Below are 24,827 nucleotides of genomic sequence, written 5' to 3' on the forward strand. Positions count from 1 at the left end.
ACAACCGCCCGCGACCCTCAGTGCGAGGGCGCAACGCTGGCCGCCAGCAGGTAGCCGCTGCCGCGCACGGTGCGGATCAGCCGCGGCGGTTTGTCGGTGTCGCGCAGGCGCTGGCGCAGACGGCTGACCGCCATGTCGATGATCCGGTCCAGCGGCATCGGCTCGCGGCCTCGAGTGGCGTTGCCGATGGTGTCGCGGTCGAGGATCTGCTGCGGGTGATCGAGAAACAGTTTGAGCAAGGCGAAGTCGGCGCCGGACAGAATCACTTCCTCGCCGTCGCGGTGGAACAGGCGGTGGCTGACCGTATCCAGACGCCACTCATCGAAGACCAGCACCTCGCCTCCCGGCGCCTGGAAGCCGGCGCGGCGCAACAACGCCTTGATCCGCGCCAGCAACTCACGCGGGCTGAACGGTTTGCCGAGGTAGTCGTCGGCACCCAGTTCCAGGCCGATGATCCGGTCGGCTTCGTCGGAGCTGGCGGTCAGCATGATGATCGGCACCTGGGCCTGACGCGGGTGCTGGCGCACCCAGCGGCACAGGCTGAAACCGTCTTCGTCGGGCAACATCACGTCGAGGATCAGCAGGTCGCTGGTGCCGGCATCCAGCGCCTGGCGAAAGCCTTTTCCATCGGCGACGGCCTGTACCTGGAAGCCGCTGCGGCTCAGGTAGGTCTGCAGCAATTCACGGATTTCCTGGTCGTCGTCGACCAGCAGAATCGACTTGCTCACAACGGCGGGTCCTTGTCTGTCGATGCGCAATGACCCTAGCCCAGCGCCTGCTGCAAAGCCACCCCGGCGCCCAGCAGCCCGGAAAACTCCGCGGTCACCAGCCACACCGGCACGCCCTTGAAGTAGCCGCTCATGCAGCCTTTGTCAGCGAAGCTTTCGGCAAAACCGCTGCGCAGGAACAGCCCGGCGAAACGCGGGATCACACCGCCGACGATGTACACGCCAGCGCGACCGCCGAGGGTCAGCACGTTGTTGCCGGCAACCCGGCCGAGGAAGCGGCTGAACTGTTCGATCACCGCCAGTGCCAGCGGCTCGCCCGCCAGCGCGGCGTCGGTGATGGCGGCGGGTGTGGTCAGCGTCGGCGTGTGGCCGTCGAGGGTGCAGATGGCCTGGTACAAACGCAGCAAGCCGCCGCCGCTGAGCACGGTTTCGGCGCTGACATGGCCGGTCTGTTCGGCAATGACTTCGCGGATCGCCGCCTCCCGTGCGTTGCCCACCGGCAGGTCGACATGCCCGCCCTCGCCCGGCATCGCCAGCCAGCGCCCCTCTTCGAGGCGCAGCAGGCTGCCGACACCGAGGCCGGTGCCCGGACCGATGATCAGCGCCGGGCGGGTCAGATCGGCCTCGCCTTCACAGACCGTGGTGCGCTCGTTGTCGCGCAGCCGGGTCATGCCAAGGGCCATGGCCGAGAAGTCATTGATCAGCAGCAGATGCGGCACCTGCAACGTCGCGCAAAACGCCTCGCGGCTCAGACGCCAGTGGCTGTTGGTGAAACGGAATTCGTCGCCGGACACCGGCCCGGCCACCGCAAGACACACGGCATCCAGCTCGCCACGGGCAATGCCCTGTTCGGCCAGGTACACGCCGATGGCCTGTTCGGGGCTGGTGTAGTCCGCCGTCGCAAAGACCCGCACGGCGTGCAGGGCATCGTCGCGCCACAGGGCGAAACGGGCATTGGTACCGCCGATATCACCGACCAGCGCGACCTTCATTTGCAACCCTCCAGTGCCGAGGTGAAGGCGCTGGCGCCCTTCTCTGCGGGGCTCAGTGCCTGACGCAGGAAACCGAACAATTCGCGGCCACAACCCAGGTCATTGCCCAGCGGCGCCGTCGGCAGTTCGCGGCTGGCCAGTTCTTCTTCCGAGACCCGCACGAGCAACGTGCCGCTGTTGCCATCGACGCGCACGATATCGCCGTCGCGCACTCGCGCCAGCGGCCCGCCGTCATAGGCCTCGGGACAGACGTGAATCGCTGCGGGGATCTTGCCCGAGGCGCCGGACATGCGCCCGTCGGTGACCAGCGCGACCTTGAAACCACGGTCCTGGAGCACCCCGAGGAACGGCGTCATCTTGTGCAGTTCGGGCATGCCGTTGCAGCGCGGGCCCTGGAAACGCACCACGGCGACAAAGTCCCGCTCCAGCTCACCGGCCTTGAAGGCGTCGGCCAATTCCTGCTGGTCGTGGAACACCCGCGCCGGCGCTTCCACCACCTGGTGCTCGGCGGCCACTGCGGAAACCTTCATCACCCCGCGACCGATATTGCCTTCCATCACCCGCAAACCGCCTTCCGGCGAGAATGGCCGCTCGACCGGGCGCAGGATCGATTCGTCGAGGCTTTGCGCCGGCCCCTCGCGCCAGACCAGGCGCTCGCCGTCGAGAAACGGCTCCTGGGTGTAGCGGCGCAGGCCGTGGCCGGCGATGGTGTTGACGTCTTCGTGGAGCAGCCCGGCGTCGAGCAGTTCGCGGATCAGGAAGGACATGCCGCCCGCGGCCTGGAAGTGATTGATATCGGCCTTGCCGTTGGGATAGACGTGGCACAGGGTCGGCACCACCTCGGACAGCTCGGCCATGTCCTGCCAGGTCAACTGGATGCCGGCGGCCTGGGCAATGGCCGGGATGTGCAGGGTGTGGTTGGTGGAACCGCCGGTGGCGTGCAGCGCGACCACCGAGTTGACCAGCACCTTCTCATCGACGATCTCGCCCAGCGGCGTGAACGCGCCGTTGGCCTTGGTCAGGCGGGTGACCTGCTGCGCGGCCTCGACGGTCAGGGCATCGCGCAGCGGCGTGTAAGGATTGACGAACGACGCGCCCGGCAAGTGCAGGCCCATGACTTCCATCAGCAACTGGTTGGTGTTGGCGGTGCCGTAGAAGGTGCAGGTGCCGGGGCTGTGGTAGGACTTCATCTCCGATTCGAGCAACTGTTCGCGGGTGGCCTTGCCCTCGGCGTAGCGCTGGCGCACCTCGGCTTTTTCCTTGTTGGAAATCCCCGAAGGCATTGGCCCGCCGGGCACGAACAGCATCGGCAGATGACCGAAGCGCAGCGCGCCCATCAGCAGGCCGGGGACGATCTTGTCGCAGATCCCCAACAGCAGCGCCGCATCGAACAGGTTGTGCGACAGCGCGATGGCGGTGGACATGGCGATCACTTCGCGGCTGGCGATGCCCAGTTCCATGCCGGGCTCGCCCTGAGTGACGCCGTCACACATCGCCGGCACGCCACCGGCGAACTGGCCCACCGAGCCGACGTCGCGCAGGGCGCGCTTGATCTGCTCGGGGTAGTGCTCGTAGGGCTGGTGCGCGGACAACAGGTCGTTGTAGGCGGAAATGATCGCCACGTTGGCGGCATTGGTCAGGCGCAGGCTCTGCTTGTCCTCGGTGCCGCAGCCGGCCACGCCGTGGGCGAAGTTGGCGCATTGCAGGCGGGCACGCATCGGGCCTTCGCTGGCCGCGCCACGAATCAGTTGCAGGTAGCGTTCTCGGGTGGGACGACTACGGGCGATCAACCGTTCGGTGACCTCAAGGATGCGCGGATGCATGAACTGGACTCCAGGCTAAACGGTGGTTGCAAACACTGCGGCGGTTTCCCTTCCAAACGATTGCGGCCTAGGCTCAAGAAGAGGGGGCAATCAAGGTATCCACCGATCATAGGTAGTATTTAAAACAAAATATTGCCGACACTGCAGCTTGTTTTCTGGCTGCTACTGAATAATCTAGTTATTCAAACAACAAAAATCAGCGCGACGCATGAGGTGTCCCATGACCATCCGGATCGCAATCAATGGCTTTGGCCGTATCGGCCGCAACCTGCTCCGCGCACTCTATACCCAAGGCTACCGCCAGGGCCTGCAAGTCGTCGCCATCAACGACCTCGGCGACAGCGCCATCAACGCCCACCTGCTCCAGTACGACAGCGTCCACGGCCACTTTGCTGGCACCGTGGAATTCGATCAGGAGAGCCTCACGGTCAATGGCGACCGGATCGCCGTCAGCGCCATCCGCAACCCGGCGGAGTTGCCGTGGAAAGCCGAGGCCGTCGATGTGGTGTTCGAATGCACCGGGCTGTTCACCGACCGCGCCAAGGCGGCCGGCCATCTTGCCGCCGGGGCGCGCAAGGTGATCATCTCGGCGCCGGCCAAGGGCGCGGATGCCACTGTAGTCTATGGCGTCAACCACGACATCCTGCGCGCCTCGCACCAGATCATCTCCAACGCCTCGTGCACCACCAACTGCCTGGCCCCGGTGGCCCAGGTGCTGCACCGCGAACTGGGCATCGAGCAAGGGCTGATGACCACCATCCACGCCTACACCAACGACCAGAGCCTGACCGACGGCTACCACAGCGACCCGTTCCGCGCCCGCGCCGCGACCCAGTCGATGATCCCCAGCAAGACCGGCGCCGCCGAAGCGGTGGGCCTGGTGCTGCCGGAACTGGCCGGCAAGCTGACCGGCATGGCGGTGCGGGTGCCGGTGATCAACGTGTCGCTGGTGGACCTGACCGTCACCCTCGCCCGCGAGACCACCGCCGAGGAGGTCAACGCGCTGTTCAAGGAAGCCAGCCGCAACTCACCGATCCTCGGCTACAACGACCTGCCGCTGGTGTCGTGCGACTTCAACCACAACCCGCTGTCGTCGATCTTCGACGCCAACCACACCAAAGCCAGCGGCAAGCTGCTCAAAGTGATGGCGTGGTACGACAACGAGTGGGGCTTTTCCAACCGGATGCTGGATAACTGCCTGGCGCTGTGGAGCGCGCGGTAGACGGGGCTTTGCGGGTGTCAGCCGGGGAATTTTCATACGACGACTGACACCCTTGTCGTACTTCGTGCTTGACCAACGGGGTTGATGATAAGCATTATCATTAGCAAATTCCGCTCGGGTATCGCCGTGAGCCAGTCCCACTTCAACTCCGTTTTCCTCGCCCAGCGCGTCACCCTGCTGCGCACGTTGCAGCGCATGGTGGACAACCCCAGCACCGCCGAAGACCTGCTTCAGGAAACCTACCTGCGGGTCACCCGCGCCCTTGGCGAGCGGCCTATCGAACACCTGGAGCCCTTCGTGTTCCAGACCGCGCGCAACCTTGCCCTCGATCACCTGCGCGCGCGCCGGGTGCAGTCGCGCACCGTGGTCGATGACGTGCCCGAACAAATCCTGCACAACGTCGCCGCTCCCGTGGGCAGCGCCGAAGACGCCGCCCATGCCGCGCAACTGCTCAAGCGCCTGAGCAGTTCGCTGTCGCAACTCACCCCGCGCCAGCAGCGCATCTTCATCCTCAGCCGCCTGCACGGCGCCAGTTACCTGGAGATCGCCGAGCAACTGGACGTCTCGGCCAGCACCGTACAGAAGGAACTGAAACTGATTATGGCGATCTGCATGGGTGTGGCCGATCGACTCAACGGTAACTGATGGCCGCTTGCCTGATCCGTCGTTAGCCCCGATCATGACGTCCATCTACGCCCGCCTCGCCGCAAGGATCACCCGTGACAGACCACCCCTCTCATAGCCCTTCGCCGCCGGACCCGGCTGCCTGCGACAGAGCCATGGGCGAGGCCCTGGACTGGCTGATCCGCCTGCAATGCGCCAGCGCCGAAGACACCCAGGCCTTCGAAGCCTGGCTCGAAGCCGACCCCGCCAACGCCCCCGCCTACGTCGAAGCCGAAGCATTGTGGAACGGCAACACCCTGCGCCAGGCTGCGGGCCAGTTGCATGAAAAACGCAAACCTTCGCCTCTCGCCCGCCTGCGTCCACACTGGAAACCGCTGGCGACGGCGGCGGTGTTGTTGGTCGGCGTGTTTACCGTCGGCAACCTGCCCGTGCGTTTGCAAGCCGATCACCTCACCGTGGTCGGCGAGCGCCAGCGCGTGCAACTGGACGATGGTTCGCGGGTGCTGCTCAACACCAACTCGGCGTTCTCCAGCAACATCGACACCCGCCAGCGCGTTGCCCGCCTGTATCAGGGCGAAGCCTTCTTCGAAGTGACTGCCGGGCGTACCCAGCCGCTTGAACTGCAGGCCGGGCCGTTGCGTGCCAGCGTGCGCGACAGCGATTTCGCCGTGCGCTATCTCAATGGCGAAGCCCAGGTGCGGGTCCAGCGCGGCGATGTCGACCTGCTCGCCAGCAGCGACCAGCGCATTCGCCTGAGCAGCGGCGACAGCATCCGCGTCGGCCCCAACGGTTTCAGCCAGCGCGAACGCGCCGACCTGCAGAAAGACCTGGCCTGGGTCGAAGGCCGGCTGATCTTCGAGAACTGCCCGCTGAGCCAGGTGCTCGCCGAACTGCGCCGCTACTACCCCGGCTGGATCATCAGCACCAACGGCGCGCTCGATCAGGTCGCGGTGACCGGCAACTATCGCCTCGACCAGCCGCTCGAAGCCGTGCGTTCCCTGGCCCATATCACCTCGGCGCAGGTCCGGGAATTTCCTGCCGTTGTGATCCTCAACTGATCCGCTGATTTTTTAGGGTTGGGCTTTGGGGTGTCTAGGTGGCCACGCTGCCGGCCCCTTCCACCTCCACGGCAGGTTCAACCACCCACCGTGTGGGGTGGCCTTCGCGAGCAAGCTCGCTCCTACAGCGTCATCAGAGAACAGAAACCTTTTTTTACGCGATCCCCTGCCGTCACACGTCTCGTTATAGCCAATGCAACTGATTCTTATTTTTGAGTCGGACGCATCCTATAACAACGCGCGACAGGGAGCGCTTTTCGATGTCTACCGGATCCACCCGTCGAGTCACCCCACGTACACCAGGCCTGCAGCGTTGCACGCTGTCCCTGTTGACCCTGGCCATGCTCGCCAGCGGCGCCTGCAGCCTGCCGGCCCTGGCCGCCGAACCGGCGCAAGCCCCGGCCCAGCGCATGGGTGACTACCGCTTCGCCATCGCCCAGCAACCACTGGTTTCGGCACTGAACGCCTTCACCGCGGTCACCGGCTGGCAGATCGGCCTGTCCGCCGAACTGGCCGAAGGCGTCGCCTCGCCGGGCGTGCAAGGCTCCCTGTCGCCCGAGCAAGCCCTGCAGCGCCTGCTGACCGGCACCGGCCTGAACTACCGCAAGCTCAGCAACAACAACGTGGTGATCGAGCGCACCCGATCCCAGGCCATCGCCCTGCAACAGGTGACCGTCAGCGCCACCCGCAGCGCCCAGGACGTCAGCCAGGTGCCCAGCACCGTCACCGTGCAGACCCGCGAACAGCTCGACCGGCAGAACGTCAACAGCATCAAGGATCTGGTGCGCTACGAACCGGGCGTGTCGGTCAGCGGCACCGGCCAGCGCAGCGGCCTGAACGGCTACAACATCCGCGGCATCGACGGCGAGCGAATCCTCACCCAGATCGACGGCGTGGCCATTCCCGACAGCTACTTCTTCGGCCCGTACGCGCAAACCCAGCGCAATTACGTCGACCCGGAAATCGTCAAGCGCGTGGAAATCCTCCGCGGCCCGGCCTCGGTGCTCTACGGCAGCAACGCCATCGGCGGCGCGGTGAGCTATTTCACCCTCGACCCGGACGACATCATCAAGCCCGGCCAGGACGTCGGCGCCCGCCTGAAAACCGGCTACAGCTCGGCCGACAACAGCTGGCTCAAATCCGGCACCGTGGCCGCCCGCCAGGGTGACTTCGACGGCCTGCTGCACCTGAGCCGTCGCGACGGCCACGAGACCGAGTCCTACGCCGACCACGGCGGTACCGGCCTGAACCGCACCGCCGCCAACCCCGAGGACGTGCAAACCACCAACGTGCTCGCCAAGCTGGGCTGGAACTACGCCGACGACGCACGCCTGGCGCTGACCTACGAGCACTACAAGGACGACCGCGACCTCAACCAGAAAAGCGCCGTCGGCGGCCCGTTCACCCCGAGCCCGCTGAACTTCTACCAGAACCGCACCGGCAGTGACGTGGTCACCCGCGAGCGCATCGGCATCGCCAACGAGTTCGGCCTCGACAGCCTGCTGGCCGACCACGTGAAGTGGAGCCTGAACTACCAGATCGGCAAGACTGACCAGCGCACCGAAGAAATCTACCGGCCGATGGTCTACACCCTGTACCGCGATCGCAAGACCACCTACAAGGACCGTCAGTGGATCCTCGACGCCCAGTTGGACAAGGCCTTCAGCCTTGGTGAAACCGAACATCTGCTGACCTATGGCGCGACCTTCAAGCAGAACAAGGTCACCGGCTCGCGCAGCGGCACCGCCACCTGCCTGACCACCGGTTTCGGCTGCGTCGCCGGGCGCCCACTGGCGTCCAGCGCGCTGGTCGAAGTCAGCGACTTCCCGGACCCGACCGTCAACACCTACAGCGCCTTCGCCCAGGATGAAATCCGCTGGAACCAGTGGACCTTCCTGCCGGGCGTGCGCTACGACCAGACCCGCCTCAAGCCTCGCGCCACCGACGAGTTCCTGCGCGGCATCGCGTCCACCAACGAGCCGGTCAACCTGGAAGAGAAGAAGTGGCACCGCGTCTCGCCCAAGTTCGGCGTGACCTACGCCTTCAACGACAACTACACGTGGTACGGCCAGTACGCCGAGGGCTTCCGCACCCCGACCGCCAAGGCGCTCTATGGTCGCTTCGAAAACCCGGGCCAGGGCTACAGCGTGCAGGGCAACCCGAACCTGGAACCGGAGAAGAGCAAGAGCTACGAAACCGGTCTGCGCGGCAACTTCGACGCGGGCAACTTCGATGTGGCGGTGTTCTATAACAAGTACCGCGATTTCATCAACGAAGACGCGGTGCAGGGCTCTGACATCAACAAGGACTTCGAAGCCAACAACATCAAGAACGCCACCATCAAGGGCGCGGAGTTCAAAGGCCGTCTGAACCTCGATCACTTCGGCGCACCTGCCGGCCTGTACACCCAGGCCTCGCTGGCCTACGCCTGGGGCAAGAACGAAGACACCGGCCAGCCGATCAACAGCGTGAACCCGCTGACCGGCGTGTTCGGCCTGGGCTACGAGCAGGAGCAGTACGGTGCACTGGTCAGTTGGACACTGGTCAAGCGCAAGAACCGGGTCGACGACCAGAGCTTCTTCGCCCCGGACGGCACCAGCAAACAGTTCCGCAGCCCGGGCTACGGCGTGCTCGACCTGACCGGGTTCTACAAGGTCACCGACGACGTCACCGTCAACGCCGGCCTGTACAACCTGACCGACAAGAAATACTGGCAGTGGGATGACGTCCGCGGCTACGACGGCCTGGGCGAAGCTGCCGCCACCGCGCCGGCCAACATGGATCGCCTGACCATGCCGGGTCGCAACTTTGCGATCAATCTGGTGTGGGATATCTGATCTGAAGCCATGCAGGGCCCCATCGCCGGCAAGCCGGCTCCCACAGTATCCGTGCGACACGGCCCCCTGTAGGAGTTGGCTTGCCAGCGATTTGCGCTGGTCTAATGACCCCGGACACCTCAATGGGTGAAAATTCCCCCACTGAGGAGCATCCGATGGGCCGTAAGTACAGAAAGTTCGACACCGAGTTTAAGCTTGAGGTCTGCAAAATGATTGTTGACCAAGGCCTGAGCGTGAACTCGGTTTGCCTTGACCTGAGTCTGAACAATACCGCCGTGCGCCGCTGGGTTGCCCAGTACAAGGCCGAGCAGTTGGACGGCTCCGGAATAGGAAAACCGTTGACCAGCGAGCAGCAGCGAATCCGCCAGCTTGAGCAGCAGATCCGTGAGCTGAAGATGGACAACGACATCCTAAAAAAAGCTACGGCCTTCTTTGCCCGCGAATTGAAGTGATCCATAAACTGATTCGCCAATTACAACGCAAGGCCTAGCCCGGTGACACGTGTTTGCCGGGTGCTGCGGATCAGCCGTTCGGGCTTCTATGAGGCACGACAGCGGCAAAGCAAACCTAAGCCAGCCTGTCCGCTGGGCGTCAGACTCAAAGCTGCATTCGTATCTTCGGGGAACTGCTACGGCAGCCGTCGATTGGTGAGCGCGTTGCGCCAGGAAGGTGTGCTCATAGGCAGGTTCAAGGTGCGCAGCTTAATGAAACGGTACGATTTGCACTCGGCCTGGAAGCGCAAGTTTGTCCATACCACCACCAGCAACTATGACCTGCCGGTGGCGGAAACTTGATCAACCGTGAGTTCATGCCCAAGGGGGCCAACCAATCTTGGGTTGCGGATATCACCTACATTCGCACCCGCAGTGGATGGGTTTACCTGGCAGCCGTCATGGATCTGTTCTCACGCAAGATCATAGGTTGGTCCATGGCGCCACACATGCGTGCGGAACTGGTGTGTAGCGCGATGCAACTGGCGATCGCCCAACGACAGCCAGCGCCGGGCCTGATTGCTCACGCGGGTCGCGGCAGTCAGTACGCTGGGGCTGATTACCAAGACTTGCTGAGGCGCCATGGCATGCGCTGCAGCATGAGCAGGAAGGGTAACTGCTGGGATAACGCGGCAATGGAACGCTTCTTCCTGAACCTGAAAACCGAGAGAACCTGGAGGAAGGACTACGCCAACCATGGCGAAGCAATCAGAGACGTCACGGACTACATCGTGAAGTTCTACAACCATGATCGACTGCACTCGACCCTGGGCTATCTACCGCCCAACCAATACGAGCGGCAGATGGCCTGACCTCACACATTGAAGTGTCCGGGAAAAGTTGACCGCCACACACAGGCCAAGATCTGTACCGATTTGATCAAGACCAACTTATCCGCCAACCTCATATTGTTTAATATTAGACATATATTTATACGCCCCCTGAACTCCTGAGCAGTCACTTCAGACTCAGCATGAAAAAAACCAGTCCTATCCTACTTCGAATCAATAGCTTCGGTGGATAGAATCGACAAAACCACTCCGCAGATCAAGAGTACCAGCTACTTCCTTCCAGCGCCCATTATCCAGATATCCAATTACAGCCCTAATGGAGCTACCTACCTCCTCAACTGCTCCAAACTGAGACTCCTCACCTAACTGAGGTGCAGTATATGACTGCAAAAACACTCCATCAAGAGAGTACAAGTTCAGATTTCCTGAGGAGAACTCCTCATAACTTCCTACAATCGCAACAACCAAAGCATCATTCACATGGATAACTCCCACCGATATTGGTGGAAACGTCATCTTGACAGATGCCCTTCCACCAGACCACTCCCAGCACACGATAGGATTATTATCCCAAACCGTCCACTTTACATTTATACCAAAGATATTGTTACTCACTTATTGGTCCACTATCGATTGAGGGGAATTGGGGAACCTACAGGCTTAAAATACTCAAGCCTAGGATTCCACTTTATTCCCAAATCCAACAGCCACACTGCCTGACTACCTTCAAGCAGCCTCCCATTGACGTGGTCAACTTGAGGCCCGATTGGTCCTTCAAGCGCCTCAAATGGTTTAATCACTTCATAACGTTACATATAGGAAACATCACTTTTAAACTCCTCAGTAATTACCAGAATCTCACGCGCAAATTTATGACCTGGGATCTCTGAGAAATTTTTGCAAAACCACTTGGGCCGCTTGAACTTGGGTTGCATCTACTACCATATTGAATTGCTCTCCAATCGTCATTTGACGAGGAGAAGCAGTATAACCCAGCGGCCATGGAGATTGGTTTGCTAACAAAGCCTCCTGTACCAAGCGCTAAGCTGGATTGCCGCGTAACGAAACTCTGGAAAAGATACCATTTTCATACACATAACAATCAAGTGAACAACACTCCTTTTTCTGGCCGTGACAGATTAGGTTTGGACGGCACCCCAACGCCAACCAGCGATAACAATGGAACATCACCATTATCTACAGTGGCAGAAGAGTAATTGCGGAACCCGTCATAGATCTGCGCATCCTTCCCCATCACCGCCAGAGGGCTGTGGTTCAGGTTCAGACGCGTAAGCAAAAATATGCGTCTCGCCAAGGCTGAGCACCGGCCTATCCGTCGACTGATATCCCTGCCCCCATCACCATCTCCCTGCCGCTGAAAATCATGCTGTTCCTGCTGATCGACGGTTGGGGGCTGATTACCCAGCCCTTGGTCCGCAGCGTCGTCTGAGCACAGGCATGGATCCGACCCAAGCCGCAACGACGAAGAACAGGCACTCTGGCACGAGTGGCTCGCGCTCCGCTCCGCTGACACCCGCGCGCGTCTGTTCTTCCACCACAGTCCTTGGGCACGGACCTTTGCGGGATACTGCTACAACCGCTACCCGCACCCGCTGGCGGAATGGGCTGACTACCTCAACCTCACGTCCCAGGGGTTGCTGCAGGCCATCGACGGTTTTGATCCCTTACGCCAGGTGCGGTTTCGCACCTACGCCGAACCGTTTCTCAAGGGTGCGGTGCTCAAGGGGCTGGCTTGCTACATCAAGGATTCGCGCCCGGTCAGCCGGGACCGGCTGGCGGGCATCAGTAGTGAAGAGCGCTTCAGCGACAGTGACGCTGATTTCGAGTTGGTGGTGAGCAGTGCGGTGGACTTGGCGTTTGGGTATTTTCTGGCGTTGGGGTCATTGCGGAAACACTGCCGGGCAATAGCCCGCTGAGTGCTTATGTGCAGGAGAGCAAGGACCACAGCCTGGGAGTGCTGATACAGCAACTGCAGGAGCGGGGACGGCAGATCATCGTTGGGCACTACTACCAGCAGATGAGCTTTGTGCAACTGGCGGAATTGTGGGGTTGACCATCAGTAACACCGCTAACTGTTGGCCTATCGAACCCCATCGCCGGCAAGCCGGCTCCCACACTATCCGTGGCGACACGCCCCCTGTGGGAGCTGGCTTGCCAGCGATGGGGCCAATACAGTCCCCACCCAAAAAACCTCACCCCGCAAAGGTGAGGTTTTTTTACTGTCGCGCGTCTCCTTGCACGTCTAGTTACAAGGCCCGCCCCATTCGCAAGGAATTCTCAATGACAGCCAACACCGAACGCGCCGCCCTGCGCTCGCAACGCCTGAACCAGGTCACCCACGCACCGCACGCCGAACTGGACGCTCTGGTCAAATCCCACGCACCGTTCGAAACCCGCGAGAACTTCGCCCGCTTCGTGGTCGCCCAGTACCTGTTCCAGAACGAACTGAAAGCGCTGTACACCGATCCGAAACTGATCGCCATTTTCCCTGACCTGGCCGATCGCTGCCGCGCCGACGCCGCGCGCCTGGACCTGGCCGACCTCGACACCGCCGTGCCCGCCGATTTCCCGGGCGCCCTGCAGAACCCGAGCCTGGGTGAAGCCCTGGCCTGGCTATTCGTCTCCGAAGGCTCCAAGCTCGGCGCCGCCTTCCTGATCAAGCGCGCCGCCGCCCTTGAGCTGTCCGACAGCTTCGGCGCCCGTCACCTCGGCGAACCTGCTGGCGGCCGTGCCGAAGGCTGGAAGAGCTTCACCCGCACCCTCGACAGCCTGGAACTGAGCCCGGAAGAAGACGCCGCCGCCGAACAAGGCGCGGTCGCCGCCTTCGAGCGTTTCACCCAGTTGCTGAAACACGCTTACGCAACTGCGCCTAAAGCCGAACTGGCCTAAGTGTGCGCCGGCCATCATCATGATGGCCGGATCACCCAACCGTGCCGTCGACGAGCCCATGACCCAGCCACTCCGCTCCAAACTGTCCCGTCTGCTCTATGGCCTGCTGGCCTACGTCAGCCTGGGCATCGGCCTGATCGCCATCGTCGTGCCCGGCCTGCCCACCACCGAATTCATCCTCCTCGCCGCCTGGGCCGCCACCCGCAGCTCGCCGCGCTTGAGTGCCTGGCTGGAAAACCACCGGCTGTTCGGGCCGATCCTGCATAACTGGCGCAACGGCAAGGTGATCCAGCGCCGCGCCAAAGTCAGCGCCACCCTCAGCATGCTGCTCTGCGCCACCGTGATGCTGGTGTTCCTCGAGCACCGCTGGCCGGTGTTTCTCGCCATCGGCGGCATGAGCCTGGGCAACCTGTGGATCTGGTCGCGCCCGGAATCGGTACCCATTGACCTGAAAAACCGCTCGTCGGCGCGCGCTCACGGCTAAAGTTTCCGGGCCGATGGCCTGATACCGCTAAGAGGGACCTGGCGAATCGAACCGTCAGGCTTAAAAAAATAATTGCCCATTTAGCGAGTACGTCCATGTTCGACACGCTCTCCATCCGCCTGAAAATCATCCTGCTGTCCGGGATAAGCCTGTTGGGCGTGGTCGCCCTGATCGTTGGTATCAACCTCTACCAGTCACGCCAGAACGATGCTCTGGTGGGCGAGGCCAGCAGCGCCATGCTCACCCGCAACGTCCAGGCCCTGCTGCTGGCCCGCGCCAGCGAAAAAGCCGAGTTGCTGCAACGCACCTTCAGCGACAGCCAGACGGTGGCCACCGCGCTCGCCGACCAGGTTCTCGACCTGCGGCGCCTGGGTCAGCGCCAGTCGATCCCGGCCGGTGACCTGCGCCAGGCGATCAACCAGGCATTGCGCACCACCTTCGAACGCAACCCCGAGCTGCTCGGCGTCTGGATGGCCTTCGAGCCCGATACCCTCGACGGTCGCGACAGCGAATTCGCCAACGACGAGGCCCGCCTGAGCGGCGCCAGCGGCCGCTTCGGCAGCTACTGGAGCCGGGCTCAGGGCAGCGCCCTGAACACGGTCATCGGCAACACCGAACTGAACAACACCGAGCTCACCCTCAGCGGCTCGCCGTTCAACGTCTGGTACACCTGCTCCCGCGACAGCGGCAAACCCTGCCTGCTGGAGCCCTATGCCGATACGGTCGGCGGCAAACGGGTGCTGATGACCAGCATCACCCTGCCGTTGCTGGAAAACGGCAAGGTCATCGGCGTGACCGGCGTCGATATCGCTCTCGACTCGCTGCAAAGCGCTGCGGTGAAAGCCCAGCAATCGCTGTTCAACGGCGCCGGGCACCTGACCATCGCCTCGTCCAGCGGTGTGCTGGCAGCCAACAGCAACGATCCCGCGCTGGTCAGCAAGAAAATCGAAGACGCCTTCGGTGAACACGGCAAGCAACTGCTGCAGGCGTTCGCCAGCGGCCAGCCGCAAGTGTTCGAACGCGACGCGAATGTGCGCGCCCTGTTCCCGGTGCAGCCGATCAGCGACAACAAGCCCTGGGGCATCGTGATCGACCTGCCGCGTAACGTGCTGCTGGCCGACGCCATCAGCCTGCAGAAAACCCTTGATGACGCCCGCACCGCCGGCACCCTGAAGGTGCTGCTGTTCGCCACCCTCGCCGGCCTCGGCGGGCTGTTGCTGATGTGGCTGACCGCTACCGGTGTGACCCGCCCGATCAATAGCGTGGCGCACATGCTCGAAGATATCGCCAGCGGCGAAGGCGACCTGACCCAGCGCCTGAACTACAGCCGTCGCGATGAGCTGGGCCGCCTGACCCAGGGCTTCAACCGCTTCCTCGACAAGCTGCAACCGACCATCGCGCAGATCAAGCAGAGCATCACCCAGGCCCGCGCCACCGCCGACCAGTCTTCGGACATCGCCCGCCGTACCAGCGAAGGCATGCATGTGCAGTTCCGCGAAATCGATCAGGTAGCCACCGCCTCCAACGAGATGAGCGCCACCGCCCACGACGTTGCCAACAGTGCCTCCAGCGCCGCTGAAGCCGCCCGTGGCGCTGACCGTTCGGCCCGCGAAGGCATGGCGATCATCGAGCGCAGCACCCGCGATATCGCTCACCTGGCCGACACCGTCAGCCTGGCGGTGGGCGAAGTGGAAACCCTGGCCAGCACCAGCGAGCAGATCGGTTCGGTACTGGAAGTGATCCGCAGCATCGCCGAGCAGACCAACCTGCTGGCCCTCAACGCCGCCATTGAAGCGGCCCGCGCCGGCGAGAGCGGTCGCGGCTTCGCGGTGGTCGCCGACGAGGTGCGCAACCTGGCCAAGCGCACGCAAGACTCAGTGGAAGAAATCCGCCATGTGATCGAGCGCCTGCAAACCCACACCCGCGACGTCGTCGCGACCATGCACGCCAGCCACGAGAAAGCCCAGGAAAACGCCGGCCAGATCACCCACGCAGTTAAGGCGCTGGACCGCATCAGCGAAGCGGTGACGGTGATCAGCGACATGAACCTGCAGATCGCCAGCGCCGCCGAAGAACAGAGCGCGGTGGCCGAGGAGGTCAACCGCAACGTCTCGGCAATCCGCAGCGTGACCGAGACCCTGACCCATCAGGCCGACCAGTCGGCGCAGGTCAGCAGCCAGCTCAACAGCCTGTCGTCGCAGCAGATGAAGCTGATGGATCAGTTCAAGGTTTGACCGACTGGCCCGGATGTACTGCACTTGTCCCTTCGACTCAAGGAGGGACAACGATGCTGAACAGGCTCGGCACCATCGCCCATGACCTCGCCCTGGCGCCTCCCACGGAGGACGCCGTGCGCTTTTGCGCTGCGGGCGCCCTGCCCTCGGCCTTCGCCGTGACCGAAATAGCCGCCGTGAGCATCGCCGCAGCAGGGATCGCTATCGCCGATCTCCTGGAACAGCAGACCGGCGAATACCCCAGCGTCCAGGTAGACCGCCGCCTGAGCGCCTTCTGGTTCGCCAGCAGCCTGCGCCCGCGCGGCTGGCAGGTGCCACCGTTGTGGGACCCGATCGCCGGCGACTATCAGACCCGCGACGGCTGGATCCGCCTGCACACCAACGCCCCGCACCATCGCGCCGTGGCGGAACGGGTGCTGGGCCCTGCCAGCGACCGCGAAGCCATGGCGCGGCAGGTGCTGGGCTGGTCGGCGGGGGAACTGGAAGACGCCATCGTCGAGTCTGGCGGCTGCGCGGCGCAGATGCGCGGTTGCCAGGACTGGTCGAACCATCCGCAAGGGCTGGCGGTAAACGCCGAGCCGCTGATCCACCGCCAGACCTTTGCCGGCGACGGCCGCCGCGTCTGGACCGGCAACCGCGAACGGCCGCTGGCCGGGGTGCGGGTGCTGGACCTGACGCGTATCCTCGCCGGCCCCACCGCCACCCGCCTGCTGGCCGGCTTCGGCGCCGATGTGCTGCGTATCGACCCGCCCGGCTGGGACGAACCCGGCGTCGCCGCCGAAGTCACCCTGGGCAAACGCTGCGCGCGGCTGGACCTGCACTCGACTGCCGACCGAGCCGTGTTCGAACGGCTGCTGAGTGAGGCCGACATCCTGATCCACGGCTATCGCGCCGATGCGCTGGAGCGCCTGGGTTACGGCGACGAACAGCGGCGCCGGTTGAACCCCGGCCTGATCGACGTCAGCCTCAACGCCTACGGCTGGACCGGGCCCTGGCGGTTGCGGCGGGGTTTCGACAGCCTGGTGCAGATGAGCACCGGCATTGCCCGCGAAGGCATGCGCTGGCAGCAGGCAAGTCGCCCGGTGCCGCTACCGGTGCAGGCGCTGGATCATGCCACCGGCTACCTGATGGCGGCTGCGGCGATCCGCGGCCTGAGCGAGCGCCTGGCCAGCGGAGCGGGCAGCCAGGCGCGGCTATCGCTGGCGCGGACGGCAAAATGGCTGGTAGTACAGGGGACGGTGTCGGCGGATTTGCCGTTGGCGGCGGAGACGGTGGATGACCTCGATGCCTGGCCAGAGCAAACCGCCTGGGGGCCGGCGCGGCGGCTCAAGCCGCCGTTGTTGGTAACCGGTGCACCGCTGAAGTGGGATCGGCCGGCTTCGGGGTTGGGGTCGGTTGAAGCCGGATGGTCCGACAGTTGCTGATCGCGAGCAAGCTCGCTCCTACACGCTCAGAGGTCCTGTGGAGGCTATGCCCCAACTACTTCCGGTGTAGGAGCGAACGTGTCGGGGCGCCTAACCGTCGCGATAAGGCCAAACCTCACAGACTCAACACCCCGCTATACAACCCAAACGCCGCCAACCCCGCCCCCGCCAGCACCGCCGCGAAGATCAGTTTTTCCCAGCCGGTGAACAGCGGCTGGCCCTGTTCTCTCTTGGCCCTGGCGAACAGGATCACCCCCGGCGCATACAGCAGCGCCGAGAGCAGCAGGTATTTCAGCCCGCCGGCATACAGCAGCCAGACCGCATACAGCAGCGCCACCAGGCCCACCGCCAGATCCTTGCGCCGCGCGCCGGCGAATCCCTCGTACGTTTCGCCCCGCAGCGCCAGCAACACGGCATAGGCCGCCGACCACAGGTACGGCACCAGGATCATCGACGAGGCGAGGTAGATCAGGCTGGTGTAGGTCCCGGCGGAGAACAGGGTGATCAACAAGAACACCTGGATCATGCAGTTGGTCAGCCACAACGCATTGGCCGGCACCTGGTTGGCGTTCTCCTTGGTGAGGAAGCGCGGCATGGTCTTGTCCCGCGCCGTGGCAAAGAGGATCTCGGCACAGAGCAAGGCCCACGACAGCAACGCTCCCAGTAGCGACACCGCCAGCCCCAGGCTGATCAGCAAGGCGCCCCAGGGCCCGACGATATGCTCCAGCACCGAAGCCAACGACGGGTTGTGCAGCGCCGCCAGTTCCGGCTGGGTCATCACCCCCAGCGACAGCACGTTGACCAGCACCAGCAAGGCCAGCACGCCGAGAAAGCCGATCACCGTGGCCTTGCCGACGTCCGAGCGCTTCTGCGCCCGGCCTGAATAGATACTCGCGCCCTCGATGCCGATGAACACGAACACCGTCACCAGCATCATGTTGCGCACCTGGTCCAGCACGCCGCCAAAGCTCGGGTTGCTCAGGCCCCAGATGTCGCGGGTGAAGATGTCCATGCGAAACGCCACGGCGGCAATGATGATGAACAGGATCAGCGGCACGACCTTGGCCACCGTGGTGACCTGGTTGATGAACGCCGCCTCCTTGATCCCGCGCAGCACCAGGAAATGCACCGACCACAGCAGCAGCGAGGCGCAGCCGATGGCCAGCGGTGTGTTGCCTTCGCCGGAGGCCGGGAAGTACAGGCCGAGGGTGCTGAACAGCAGCACGAAATAACCGACGTTGCCCAGCCAGGCGCTGATCCAGTACCCCCACGCCGACGAGAACCCCATGTAGTCGCCGAAGCCGGCCTTGGCGTAGGCATACACGCCGGAGTCGAGTTCAGGCTTGCGGTTGGCCAGGCTCTGGAACACGAAGGCCAGCGCCAGCATGCCGATGGCGGTAATGCCCCAGCCGATCAGCACCGCGCCAACATCGGCACGTGCAGCCATGTTCTGCGGCAGGGAAAAGATCCCGCCGCCGATCATCGACCCCACCACCAATGCCACAAGTGCACCCAAGCGCAACTTTTGTCCCGGTTCGGACATTTAAATCCCCTATTTTTTCGTAGTTTTCCAGCAAATAAGCCTGTACAGATTTTTTTACTAACTTGTGGTTATAAGCAAACTAATTTAATAACCCTTGCCTCTAAAGAACGCACACTTATCGGAGAGTTTTGTGCACTAATTCCGCTTCATCAAGTAAATAAGATTTTTTCTCGCTAAAAGGTTGCGAATTCATGGAAAGGGGCTAGTTTCAACTCTCGCGAGCCGACCGAGCGATCACTCTATATTCGCAGAGGCGGCGTAGCACAAGGCTTCCGGAAAGATGACGGCATCTATCGGTGGCTCTTTCAGTCATTCACCAACAATGGAATGTACCAATGAACTGACCTGAGTCAGCATCCGATTCGAACAATCGTTTTATTGTTGAGCCTCTCTCTTCTGAAATGGAGCAAACCATGTCAGACACTCCCGGAAAACTTCGACTGGGTGCGCTGGTCGCACTTGTAGTCGGCTCCATGATTGGTGGCGGGATCTTCTCATTACCGCAAAACATGGCTGCCAGTGCCGATGTCGGCGCCGTTCTGATTGGCTGGGCGATTACCGCCGTCGGCATGCTGACCCTGGCCTTCGTGTTCCAGACCCTGGCCAACCGCAAACCCAACCTGGATGGCGGGGTGTATGCCTATGCGAAGGCCGGTTTCGGCGACTACATGGGCTTCTCGTCAGCCTGGGGTTACTGGATCAGCGCCTGGCTGGGTAACGTCGGTTACTTCGTGCTGCTGTTCAGCACCCTCGGCTACTTCTTCCCGATCTTCGGCGAGGGCAACACCCCGGCGGCCATCGTCGGCGCCTCCGTGCTGCTCTGGGCCGTGCACTTCCTGGTGCTGCGCGGGATCAAGGAGGCTGCGTTCATCAACCTGGTGACCACCATCGCCAAGGTCGTGCCGCTGGCGCTGTTCATCCTCATCGCGCTGTTCGCCTTCAAGCTGGACATTTTCACCGCTGACATCTGGGGCAGCATGAACCCGGACCTGGGCAGCGTGATGAATCAGGTGCGCAACATGATGCTGGTCACCGTGTGGGTGTTCATCGGCATCGAAGGCGCGAGCATCTTCTCGGCCCGGGCGGAAAAACGCTCCGACGTGGGCAAGGCCACCGTCATCGGTTTCATCACCGTGCTGCTGTTCCTGGTGCTGGTGAACGTGCTGTCGCTGGGCATCATGACTCAGCCCGAACTGGCCAAACTGCAGAACCCGTCGATGGCCGCCGTGCTTGAGCACGTGGTCGGTCACTGGGGCGCGGTGCTGATCAGCGTCGGCTTGATCATCTCGCTGCTCGGGGCCCTGCTGTCGTGGGTGCTGCTGTGCGCGGAGATCATGTTCGCCGCCGCCAAGGACCACACCATGCCGGAGTTCCTGCGCCGCGAAAACGCCAACCACGTGCCGGCCAACGCCCTGTGGCTGACCAACGCGATGGTGCAGATCTTCCTGGTCATCACCCTGTTCTCGGCCAGTACTTACCTGTCGCTGATCTACCTCGCCACCTCGATGATCCTGGTGCCTTACCTGTGGTCGGCGGCGTATGCGGTACTGCTGGCGGTGCGTAGCGAGACTTACGAGAACGCCCTGGCCGAACGCAAGAAAGACCTGATCATCGGCGGCATCGCACTGATCTACGCGATCTGGCTGCTGTACGCCGGTGGCGTCAAATACCTGCTGCTCTCGGCCCTGCTCTATGCCCCTGGCGTGATCCTGTTCGCCAAGGCCAAGCGCGAGATCGGCCAACCGATTTTTACCAACGTGGAGAAATTGATCTTCGCCGCTGTGATCGCTGGCGCCCTGGTGGCGGCCTACGGTCTGTATGACGGCTTCCTGACTCTGTAACCCCCGTATTCGCAATTTGGAGGAAAGAAACCATGTCCACGGAAAAAGTTAAGTACGGTGTCCATTCCGAAGCCGGCAAACTACGCAAAGTGATGGTTTGCTCCCCAGGCCTGGCGCATCAGCGCCTGACGCCGAGCAACTGCGACGACCTGTTGTTCGACGACGTCATCTGGGTCAACCAGGCCAAGCGCGACCACTTCGATTTCGTCACCAAGATGCGTGAGCGCGGTGTCGAAGTGCTGGAAATGCACAACCTGCTGACTGAAACCATTCAGAACCCCGAAGCACTGAAGTGGATTCTGGACCGCAAGATCACCCCTGACACCGTCGGTGTCGGCCTGACCAACGAAGTGCGTAGCTGGCTGGAAGGCCTGGAACCACGCCGTCTTGCCGAGTTCCTGATCGGCGGCGTCGCCGGTGAAGACCTGCCGGAAAGCGAAGGCGCCAGCGTCATCAAGATGTACCGCGACTACCTGGGCCACTCCAGCTTCCTGCTGCCGCCGCTGCCCAACACCCAGTTCACTCGCGACACCACCTGCTGGATCTACGGCGGCGTGACGCTCAACCCGATGTACTGGCCAGCGCGACGTCAGGAAACCCTGCTGACCAGCGCCATCTACAAATTCCACCCCGAGTTCGTCAACGCCGACTTCGAAATCTGGTACGGCGACCCGGATAAAGACCACGGTCAGGCCACCCTGGAAGGCGGCGACGTCATGCCGATCGGCAATGGCGTGGTGTTGATCGGCATGGGCGAGCGCACCTCGCGCCAAGCCATCGGCCAGCTCGCACAGTCCCTGTTCGCCAAGGGCGCAGTAGAGAAAGTCGTGGTCGCCGGCCTGCCGAAATCCCGCGCAGCAATGCACCTGGACACCGTGTTCAGCTTCTGCGACCGCGACCTGGTCACGGTCTTCCCGGAAGTGGTCAAGGAAATCGTGCCGTTCGTCATTCGCCAGGACGCCAGCAAGCCTTACGGCCTGGACGTTCGTCGCGAGCACAAGTCGTTCATCGAAGTGGTTGCCGAGTCCCTCAACCTGAAAGAGCTGCGCGTCGTCGAAACCGGCGGCAACAGCTTTGCCGCCGAACGCGAGCAATGGGATGACGGCAACAACGTGGTGGCGCTGGAGCCCGGCGTGGTCATCGGCTACGACCGCAACACCTACACCAACACTCTGCTGCGCAAGGCCGGCATCGAAGTCATCACCATCAGCGCCGGCGAACTGGGCCGGGGCCGTGGCGGCGGCCACTGCATGACCTGCCCGATCGTCCGCGACCCTATCGATTACTAAACGTCCATCACCCTGGCCGCGCTTATCCGGCGCGGTCGGGGCCGATCACCGAATCCAAGGAGAATCACCATGGCGTTCAACATTCACAACCGCAACCTGCTCAGCCTTGAACATCACACCGAGCGCGAGTTGCGTTACCTGCTGGACCTGTCCCGCGACCTGAAACGGGCGAAATACACCGGCACCGAACAGCAGCACCTGAAGGGCAACAACATCGCCCTGATCTTCGAGAAAACCTCGACCCGTACCCGCTGCGCCTTCGAAGTGGCCGCCTATGACCAGGGCGCCAACGTCACCTACATCGACCCGAATTCCTCGCAGATCGGCCACAAGGAAAGCATGAAGGACACCGCGCGGGTGCTCGGGCGCATGTACGACGCCATCGAGTACCGCGGCTTCAAGCAGGAAGTGGTCGAAGAACTGGCCAAGTTCGCCGGCGTACCGGTGTTCAACGGCCTGACCGACGAATACCACCCGACCCAGATGATCGCCGACGTGCTGACCATGCGTGAGCATGCCGACAAGCCGATCCACGACATCAGCTACGCCTACCTGGGCGACGCCCGCAACAACATGGGCAACTCGCTGCTGCTGATCGGCGCCAAGCTCGGCATGGACGTGCGCATCGCCGCGCCGAAGGCCCTGTGGCCGCATGACGACCTCGTCGCCCGCTGCAAGAAATACGCGGAAGACAGCGGCGCCCGCATCACCCTGACCGAAGACCCGAAAGCCGCGGTCAAGGGCGTGGACTTCGTGCACACCGACGTCTGGGTGTCGATGGGCGAGCCGGTTGAAGCCTGGGGCGAACGCATCCAGCAACTGCTGCCGTACCAGGTCAACGCCGAGCTGATGAAAGCCACCGGCAACCCGCGGGCCAAGTTCATGCACTGCCTGCCGGCGTTCCACAACTCCGACACCAAGGTCGGCAAACAGATCGCCGAGCAGTACCCGCACCTGTCCAACGGCATCGAAGTCACCGACGACGTGTTCGAATCGCCGGCCTGCATCGCCTTCGAGCAAGCGGAAAACCGCATGCACACGATCAAGGCGATCCTGGTTTCGACGCTGGCTGACCTGTAAACAGCAATCGCGAGCAAGCTCGCTCCTACAGGGATCGACACACACAGCCCCCGGTAGGAGCGAGATTGCTCGCGAAAGGCTCCAGAGAAAAAGGACACACATCATGCGCATCGTTGTTGCACTAGGCGGAAACGCGCTGCTGCGTCGTGGCGAACCCATGACGGCCGACAATCAGCGCGCCAATATCCGCATCGCCACCGAACAGATCGCCAAGATCCATCCCGGCAACCAACTGGTCATCGCCCACGGCAACGGCCCGCAAGTGGGCCTGCTGTCGTTGCAGGCGGCGGCCTACACCTCGGTCACGCCCTACCCGCTGGACGTGCTCGGCGCTGAAACCGAAGGCATGATCGGCTACATGATCGAACAGGAACTGGGCAACCTGCTGGACTTCGAAGTGCCCTTCGCCACCCTGCTCACCCAGGTCGAGGTGGACGCCAAGGACCCGGCCTTCCAGAACCCCACCAAACCCATCGGCCCGGTCTACAGCAAGGAAGACGCCGAGCGCCTGGCCAAGGAAAAAGGCTGGGCCATCGCCCCCGACGGCGACAAGTACCGTCGCGTGGTCGCCAGCCCGAAACCCAAGCGCATCTTCGAGATCCGCCCGATCAAATGGCTGCTGGAAAAGAGCAGTATCGTGATCTGTGCCGGTGGCGGCGGCATTCCGACCATGTATGGTGCGGACGGCAAGCTGCAGGGCATCGAAGCGGTGATCGACAAGGACTTGTGCTCGGCGCTGCTGGCCGAGCAACTGGAAGCCGATCTGCTGGTGATCGCCACCGACGTCAACGCGGCCTACATCGACTTCAACAAGCCGACGCAGAAAGCCATCGCCCAGGCGCACCCAGATGAACTGGAACGCCTGGGCTTCGCCGCCGGGTCCATGGGCCCGAAAGTCCAGGCCGCTTGCGATTTCGCCCGTCACACAGGCAAAGTCGCGGTGATCGGCTCGCTGAGCGATATCGAAGATATCGTCAAAGGCAAAGCCGGTACCCGGGTCAGTACGGCCTCGCCAGGCATCAGCTATCGTTGAAGCTCCGGGCGGGCCTGCTGGCGGGCCCGCCTGTTTCAACTGTTCAAGGAGCCTGTCATGGCACAATTCGAACCTGGTCATCTGCACATCGAACGAAAAGCGCTGACCAAGGATGACTACAGCTACAACTACTGCGTCGATTACGAAGCGGTTCAGGACCCCAAGGAAGGCAAGAGCATCGCTTTTCGGCTGCACGGCATCATCCAGGACAAGACGGTGGACGAGACCTTCTCCGTCAACAAGAACAACTGGTACAACTTCGCCGGCATCATCGAAGACGTTGCCCATAAACACGGCATTCCGGTGAAAGGCATCGTCACCTCGGTACATAAAACCCATTACGATGCGATGTTCGAAGACATCCGCGACAAGCTCGGCGTAAGGTCCGGCGACCCGATCAACCCCGATTCCCTCGCCTGATTC

Annotated in this window: 21 protein-coding genes and 2 pseudogenes; 18 read left to right on the top strand and 5 right to left on the bottom strand. The window is 62.6% G+C overall.

Going from position 1 to position 24,827, the window contains the following annotated elements; all coding sequences use genetic code 11:
* Positions 1–17 precede the first annotated feature (17 nt).
* Genes CKW37_RS04615 through edd form a run of 3 tightly spaced genes read right to left on the bottom strand, consistent with a single transcriptional unit; the run spans position 18 to position 3,543 of the window.
* A complete protein-coding gene (locus tag CKW37_RS04615; RefSeq protein WP_177454398.1) occupies positions 18–728 on the bottom strand; it encodes a response regulator in 711 nt (236 codons plus the stop codon).
* Positions 729–763: 35 nt separating this feature from the next.
* Positions 764–1,720 carry a glucokinase gene (locus CKW37_RS04620; protein WP_095154264.1) on the bottom strand — a complete coding sequence of 319 codons (957 nt, stop codon included), beginning with the start codon at positions 1,718–1,720 and terminating at the stop codon, positions 764–766.
* Positions 1,717–3,543, bottom strand: a complete 1,827-nt coding sequence (gene edd, locus CKW37_RS04625; protein ID WP_095154265.1) for a phosphogluconate dehydratase — start codon at positions 3,541–3,543, stop codon at positions 1,717–1,719. Before edd ends, CKW37_RS04620 begins: the two co-directional genes overlap by 4 nt.
* Positions 3,544–3,763: 220 nt before the next feature.
* Between edd and gap the strand changes: the two genes are divergently transcribed.
* The 5 genes and pseudogenes from gap (at position 3,764) to CKW37_RS04650 (ending at position 10,587) form a co-directional block, all read left to right on the top strand.
* Positions 3,764–4,765: a type I glyceraldehyde-3-phosphate dehydrogenase gene (gap, locus tag CKW37_RS04630; protein WP_095154266.1), complete on the top strand. Its 1,002-nt coding sequence runs from the start codon at positions 3,764–3,766 to the stop codon at positions 4,763–4,765.
* A 126-nt stretch (positions 4,766–4,891) separates the two neighbouring features.
* On the top strand, positions 4,892–5,410 hold the full coding sequence (locus CKW37_RS04635) for an RNA polymerase sigma factor (protein WP_095154366.1): 519 nt from the start codon (positions 4,892–4,894) through the stop codon (positions 5,408–5,410).
* 74 nt (positions 5,411–5,484) lie between these two features.
* Positions 5,485–6,447 (top strand): FecR domain-containing protein, encoded by a 963-nt coding sequence (locus CKW37_RS04640; protein WP_095154267.1) that lies wholly within the window; start codon positions 5,485–5,487, stop codon positions 6,445–6,447.
* Positions 6,448–6,707: 260 nt separating this feature from the next.
* Complete coding sequence (locus CKW37_RS04645) at positions 6,708–9,284, top strand: TonB-dependent receptor (RefSeq protein ID WP_095154268.1); 2,577 nt, start codon at positions 6,708–6,710, stop codon at positions 9,282–9,284.
* A 155-nt stretch (positions 9,285–9,439) separates the two neighbouring features.
* Positions 9,440–10,587 (top strand): annotated as a pseudogene (locus tag CKW37_RS04650) (IS3 family transposase).
* Between the two features lie 192 nt (positions 10,588–10,779).
* On the opposite strand, the gene CKW37_RS32315 reads toward CKW37_RS04650, so the two are convergent.
* The gene (locus tag CKW37_RS32315; protein WP_143501883.1) at positions 10,780–11,181 is read right to left on the bottom strand and encodes a hypothetical protein; all 402 of its coding nucleotides are present in this window, start codon (positions 11,179–11,181) and stop codon (positions 10,780–10,782) included.
* 748 nt (positions 11,182–11,929) lie between these two features.
* On the opposite strand from CKW37_RS32315, the gene CKW37_RS32320 reads away from it, so the two are divergent.
* The 8 genes and pseudogenes from CKW37_RS32320 to CKW37_RS04675 all read left to right on the top strand — a co-directional run bounded on the left by CKW37_RS32320 (position 11,930) and on the right by CKW37_RS04675 (position 17,618).
* Positions 11,930–12,016, top strand: a complete 87-nt coding sequence (locus CKW37_RS32320; protein WP_256587685.1) for a hypothetical protein — start codon at positions 11,930–11,932, stop codon at positions 12,014–12,016.
* Positions 12,017–12,221: 205 nt separating this feature from the next.
* Positions 12,222–12,503: a hypothetical protein gene (locus CKW37_RS04655; RefSeq protein WP_095154269.1), complete on the top strand. Its 282-nt coding sequence runs from the start codon at positions 12,222–12,224 to the stop codon at positions 12,501–12,503.
* An 8-nt stretch (positions 12,504–12,511) separates the two neighbouring features.
* Entirely contained in the window at positions 12,512–12,640 is a 129-nt protein-coding gene (locus tag CKW37_RS33140; RefSeq protein WP_256587682.1) for a hypothetical protein, read from the top strand.
* A gap of 227 nt (positions 12,641–12,867) precedes the next feature.
* Positions 12,868–13,476, top strand: coding sequence for a biliverdin-producing heme oxygenase (locus CKW37_RS04660; protein WP_095154270.1), 609 nt, complete (start codon positions 12,868–12,870; stop codon positions 13,474–13,476).
* A 58-nt stretch (positions 13,477–13,534) separates the two neighbouring features.
* Positions 13,535–13,960, top strand: a complete 426-nt coding sequence (locus CKW37_RS04665; protein ID WP_095154271.1) for a YbaN family protein — start codon at positions 13,535–13,537, stop codon at positions 13,958–13,960.
* 236 nt (positions 13,961–14,196) lie between these two features.
* A pseudogene (locus CKW37_RS33505) lies at positions 14,197–15,336 on the top strand (HAMP domain-containing protein); the annotation flags it as partial.
* Between the two features lie 102 nt (positions 15,337–15,438).
* Complete coding sequence (locus CKW37_RS33510; RefSeq protein ID WP_371864268.1) at positions 15,439–16,194, top strand: methyl-accepting chemotaxis protein; 756 nt, start codon at positions 15,439–15,441, stop codon at positions 16,192–16,194.
* Between the two features lie 53 nt (positions 16,195–16,247).
* Entirely contained in the window at positions 16,248–17,618 is a 1,371-nt protein-coding gene (locus CKW37_RS04675; RefSeq protein ID WP_095154273.1) for a CoA transferase, read from the top strand.
* 115 nt (positions 17,619–17,733) lie between these two features.
* On the opposite strand, the gene arcD (CKW37_RS04680) is transcribed toward CKW37_RS04675, so the two are convergent.
* On the bottom strand, positions 17,734–19,161 hold the full coding sequence (gene arcD / locus CKW37_RS04680; protein WP_095154274.1) for an arginine-ornithine antiporter: 1,428 nt from the start codon (positions 19,159–19,161) through the stop codon (positions 17,734–17,736).
* A gap of 413 nt (positions 19,162–19,574) precedes the next feature.
* On the opposite strand from arcD (CKW37_RS04680), the gene arcD (CKW37_RS04685) reads away from it, so the two are divergent.
* The 5 genes from arcD (CKW37_RS04685) to CKW37_RS04705 all read left to right on the top strand — a co-directional run bounded on the left by arcD (CKW37_RS04685) (position 19,575) and on the right by CKW37_RS04705 (position 24,824).
* Positions 19,575–21,002, top strand: a complete 1,428-nt coding sequence (gene arcD, locus CKW37_RS04685) for an arginine-ornithine antiporter (RefSeq protein WP_095154275.1) — start codon at positions 19,575–19,577, stop codon at positions 21,000–21,002.
* A gap of 32 nt (positions 21,003–21,034) precedes the next feature.
* Positions 21,035–22,291 carry an arginine deiminase gene (arcA, locus tag CKW37_RS04690; protein WP_095154277.1) on the top strand — a complete coding sequence of 419 codons (1,257 nt, stop codon included), beginning with the start codon at positions 21,035–21,037 and terminating at the stop codon, positions 22,289–22,291.
* 69 nt (positions 22,292–22,360) lie between these two features.
* Complete coding sequence (locus CKW37_RS04695) at positions 22,361–23,371, top strand: ornithine carbamoyltransferase (RefSeq protein ID WP_095154279.1); 1,011 nt, start codon at positions 22,361–22,363, stop codon at positions 23,369–23,371.
* A 103-nt stretch (positions 23,372–23,474) separates the two neighbouring features.
* Positions 23,475–24,404 (top strand): carbamate kinase, encoded by a 930-nt coding sequence (gene arcC / locus CKW37_RS04700; RefSeq protein WP_095154281.1) that lies wholly within the window; start codon positions 23,475–23,477, stop codon positions 24,402–24,404.
* A gap of 57 nt (positions 24,405–24,461) precedes the next feature.
* Positions 24,462–24,824 (top strand): DUF5064 family protein, encoded by a 363-nt coding sequence (locus tag CKW37_RS04705; protein WP_095154283.1) that lies wholly within the window; start codon positions 24,462–24,464, stop codon positions 24,822–24,824.
* Positions 24,825–24,827: the final 3 nt, after the last annotated feature.

The sequence above is a fragment of the Pseudomonas sp. Irchel 3E13 genome, assembly GCF_900187455.1.
Lineage (GTDB): Bacteria > Pseudomonadota > Gammaproteobacteria > Pseudomonadales > Pseudomonadaceae > Aquipseudomonas.

Coding starts and splice junctions, on each gene's coding strand:
- CKW37_RS33510 (WP_371864268.1), top strand. CDS start 15,439: ATGCATGTGCAGTTCCGCGAAATCGATCAGGTAGCCACCGCCTCCAAC.
- arcC (WP_095154281.1), top strand. CDS start 23,475: ATGCGCATCGTTGTTGCACTAGGCGGAAACGCGCTGCTGCGTCGTGGC.
- CKW37_RS04645 (WP_095154268.1), top strand. CDS start 6,708: ATGTCTACCGGATCCACCCGTCGAGTCACCCCACGTACACCAGGCCTG.
- gap (WP_095154266.1), top strand. CDS start 3,764: ATGACCATCCGGATCGCAATCAATGGCTTTGGCCGTATCGGCCGCAAC.
- CKW37_RS04620 (WP_095154264.1), bottom strand. CDS start 1,720: ATGAAGGTCGCGCTGGTCGGTGATATCGGCGGTACCAATGCCCGTTTC.
- CKW37_RS04695 (WP_095154279.1), top strand. CDS start 22,361: ATGGCGTTCAACATTCACAACCGCAACCTGCTCAGCCTTGAACATCAC.
- arcA (WP_095154277.1), top strand. CDS start 21,035: ATGTCCACGGAAAAAGTTAAGTACGGTGTCCATTCCGAAGCCGGCAAA.
- CKW37_RS04665 (WP_095154271.1), top strand. CDS start 13,535: ATGACCCAGCCACTCCGCTCCAAACTGTCCCGTCTGCTCTATGGCCTG.
- CKW37_RS04660 (WP_095154270.1), top strand. CDS start 12,868: ATGACAGCCAACACCGAACGCGCCGCCCTGCGCTCGCAACGCCTGAAC.
- CKW37_RS04675 (WP_095154273.1), top strand. CDS start 16,248: ATGCTGAACAGGCTCGGCACCATCGCCCATGACCTCGCCCTGGCGCCT.
- arcD (WP_095154275.1), top strand. CDS start 19,575: ATGTCAGACACTCCCGGAAAACTTCGACTGGGTGCGCTGGTCGCACTT.
- CKW37_RS04705 (WP_095154283.1), top strand. CDS start 24,462: ATGGCACAATTCGAACCTGGTCATCTGCACATCGAACGAAAAGCGCTG.
- arcD (WP_095154274.1), bottom strand. CDS start 19,161: ATGTCCGAACCGGGACAAAAGTTGCGCTTGGGTGCACTTGTGGCATTG.
- edd (WP_095154265.1), bottom strand. CDS start 3,543: ATGCATCCGCGCATCCTTGAGGTCACCGAACGGTTGATCGCCCGTAGT.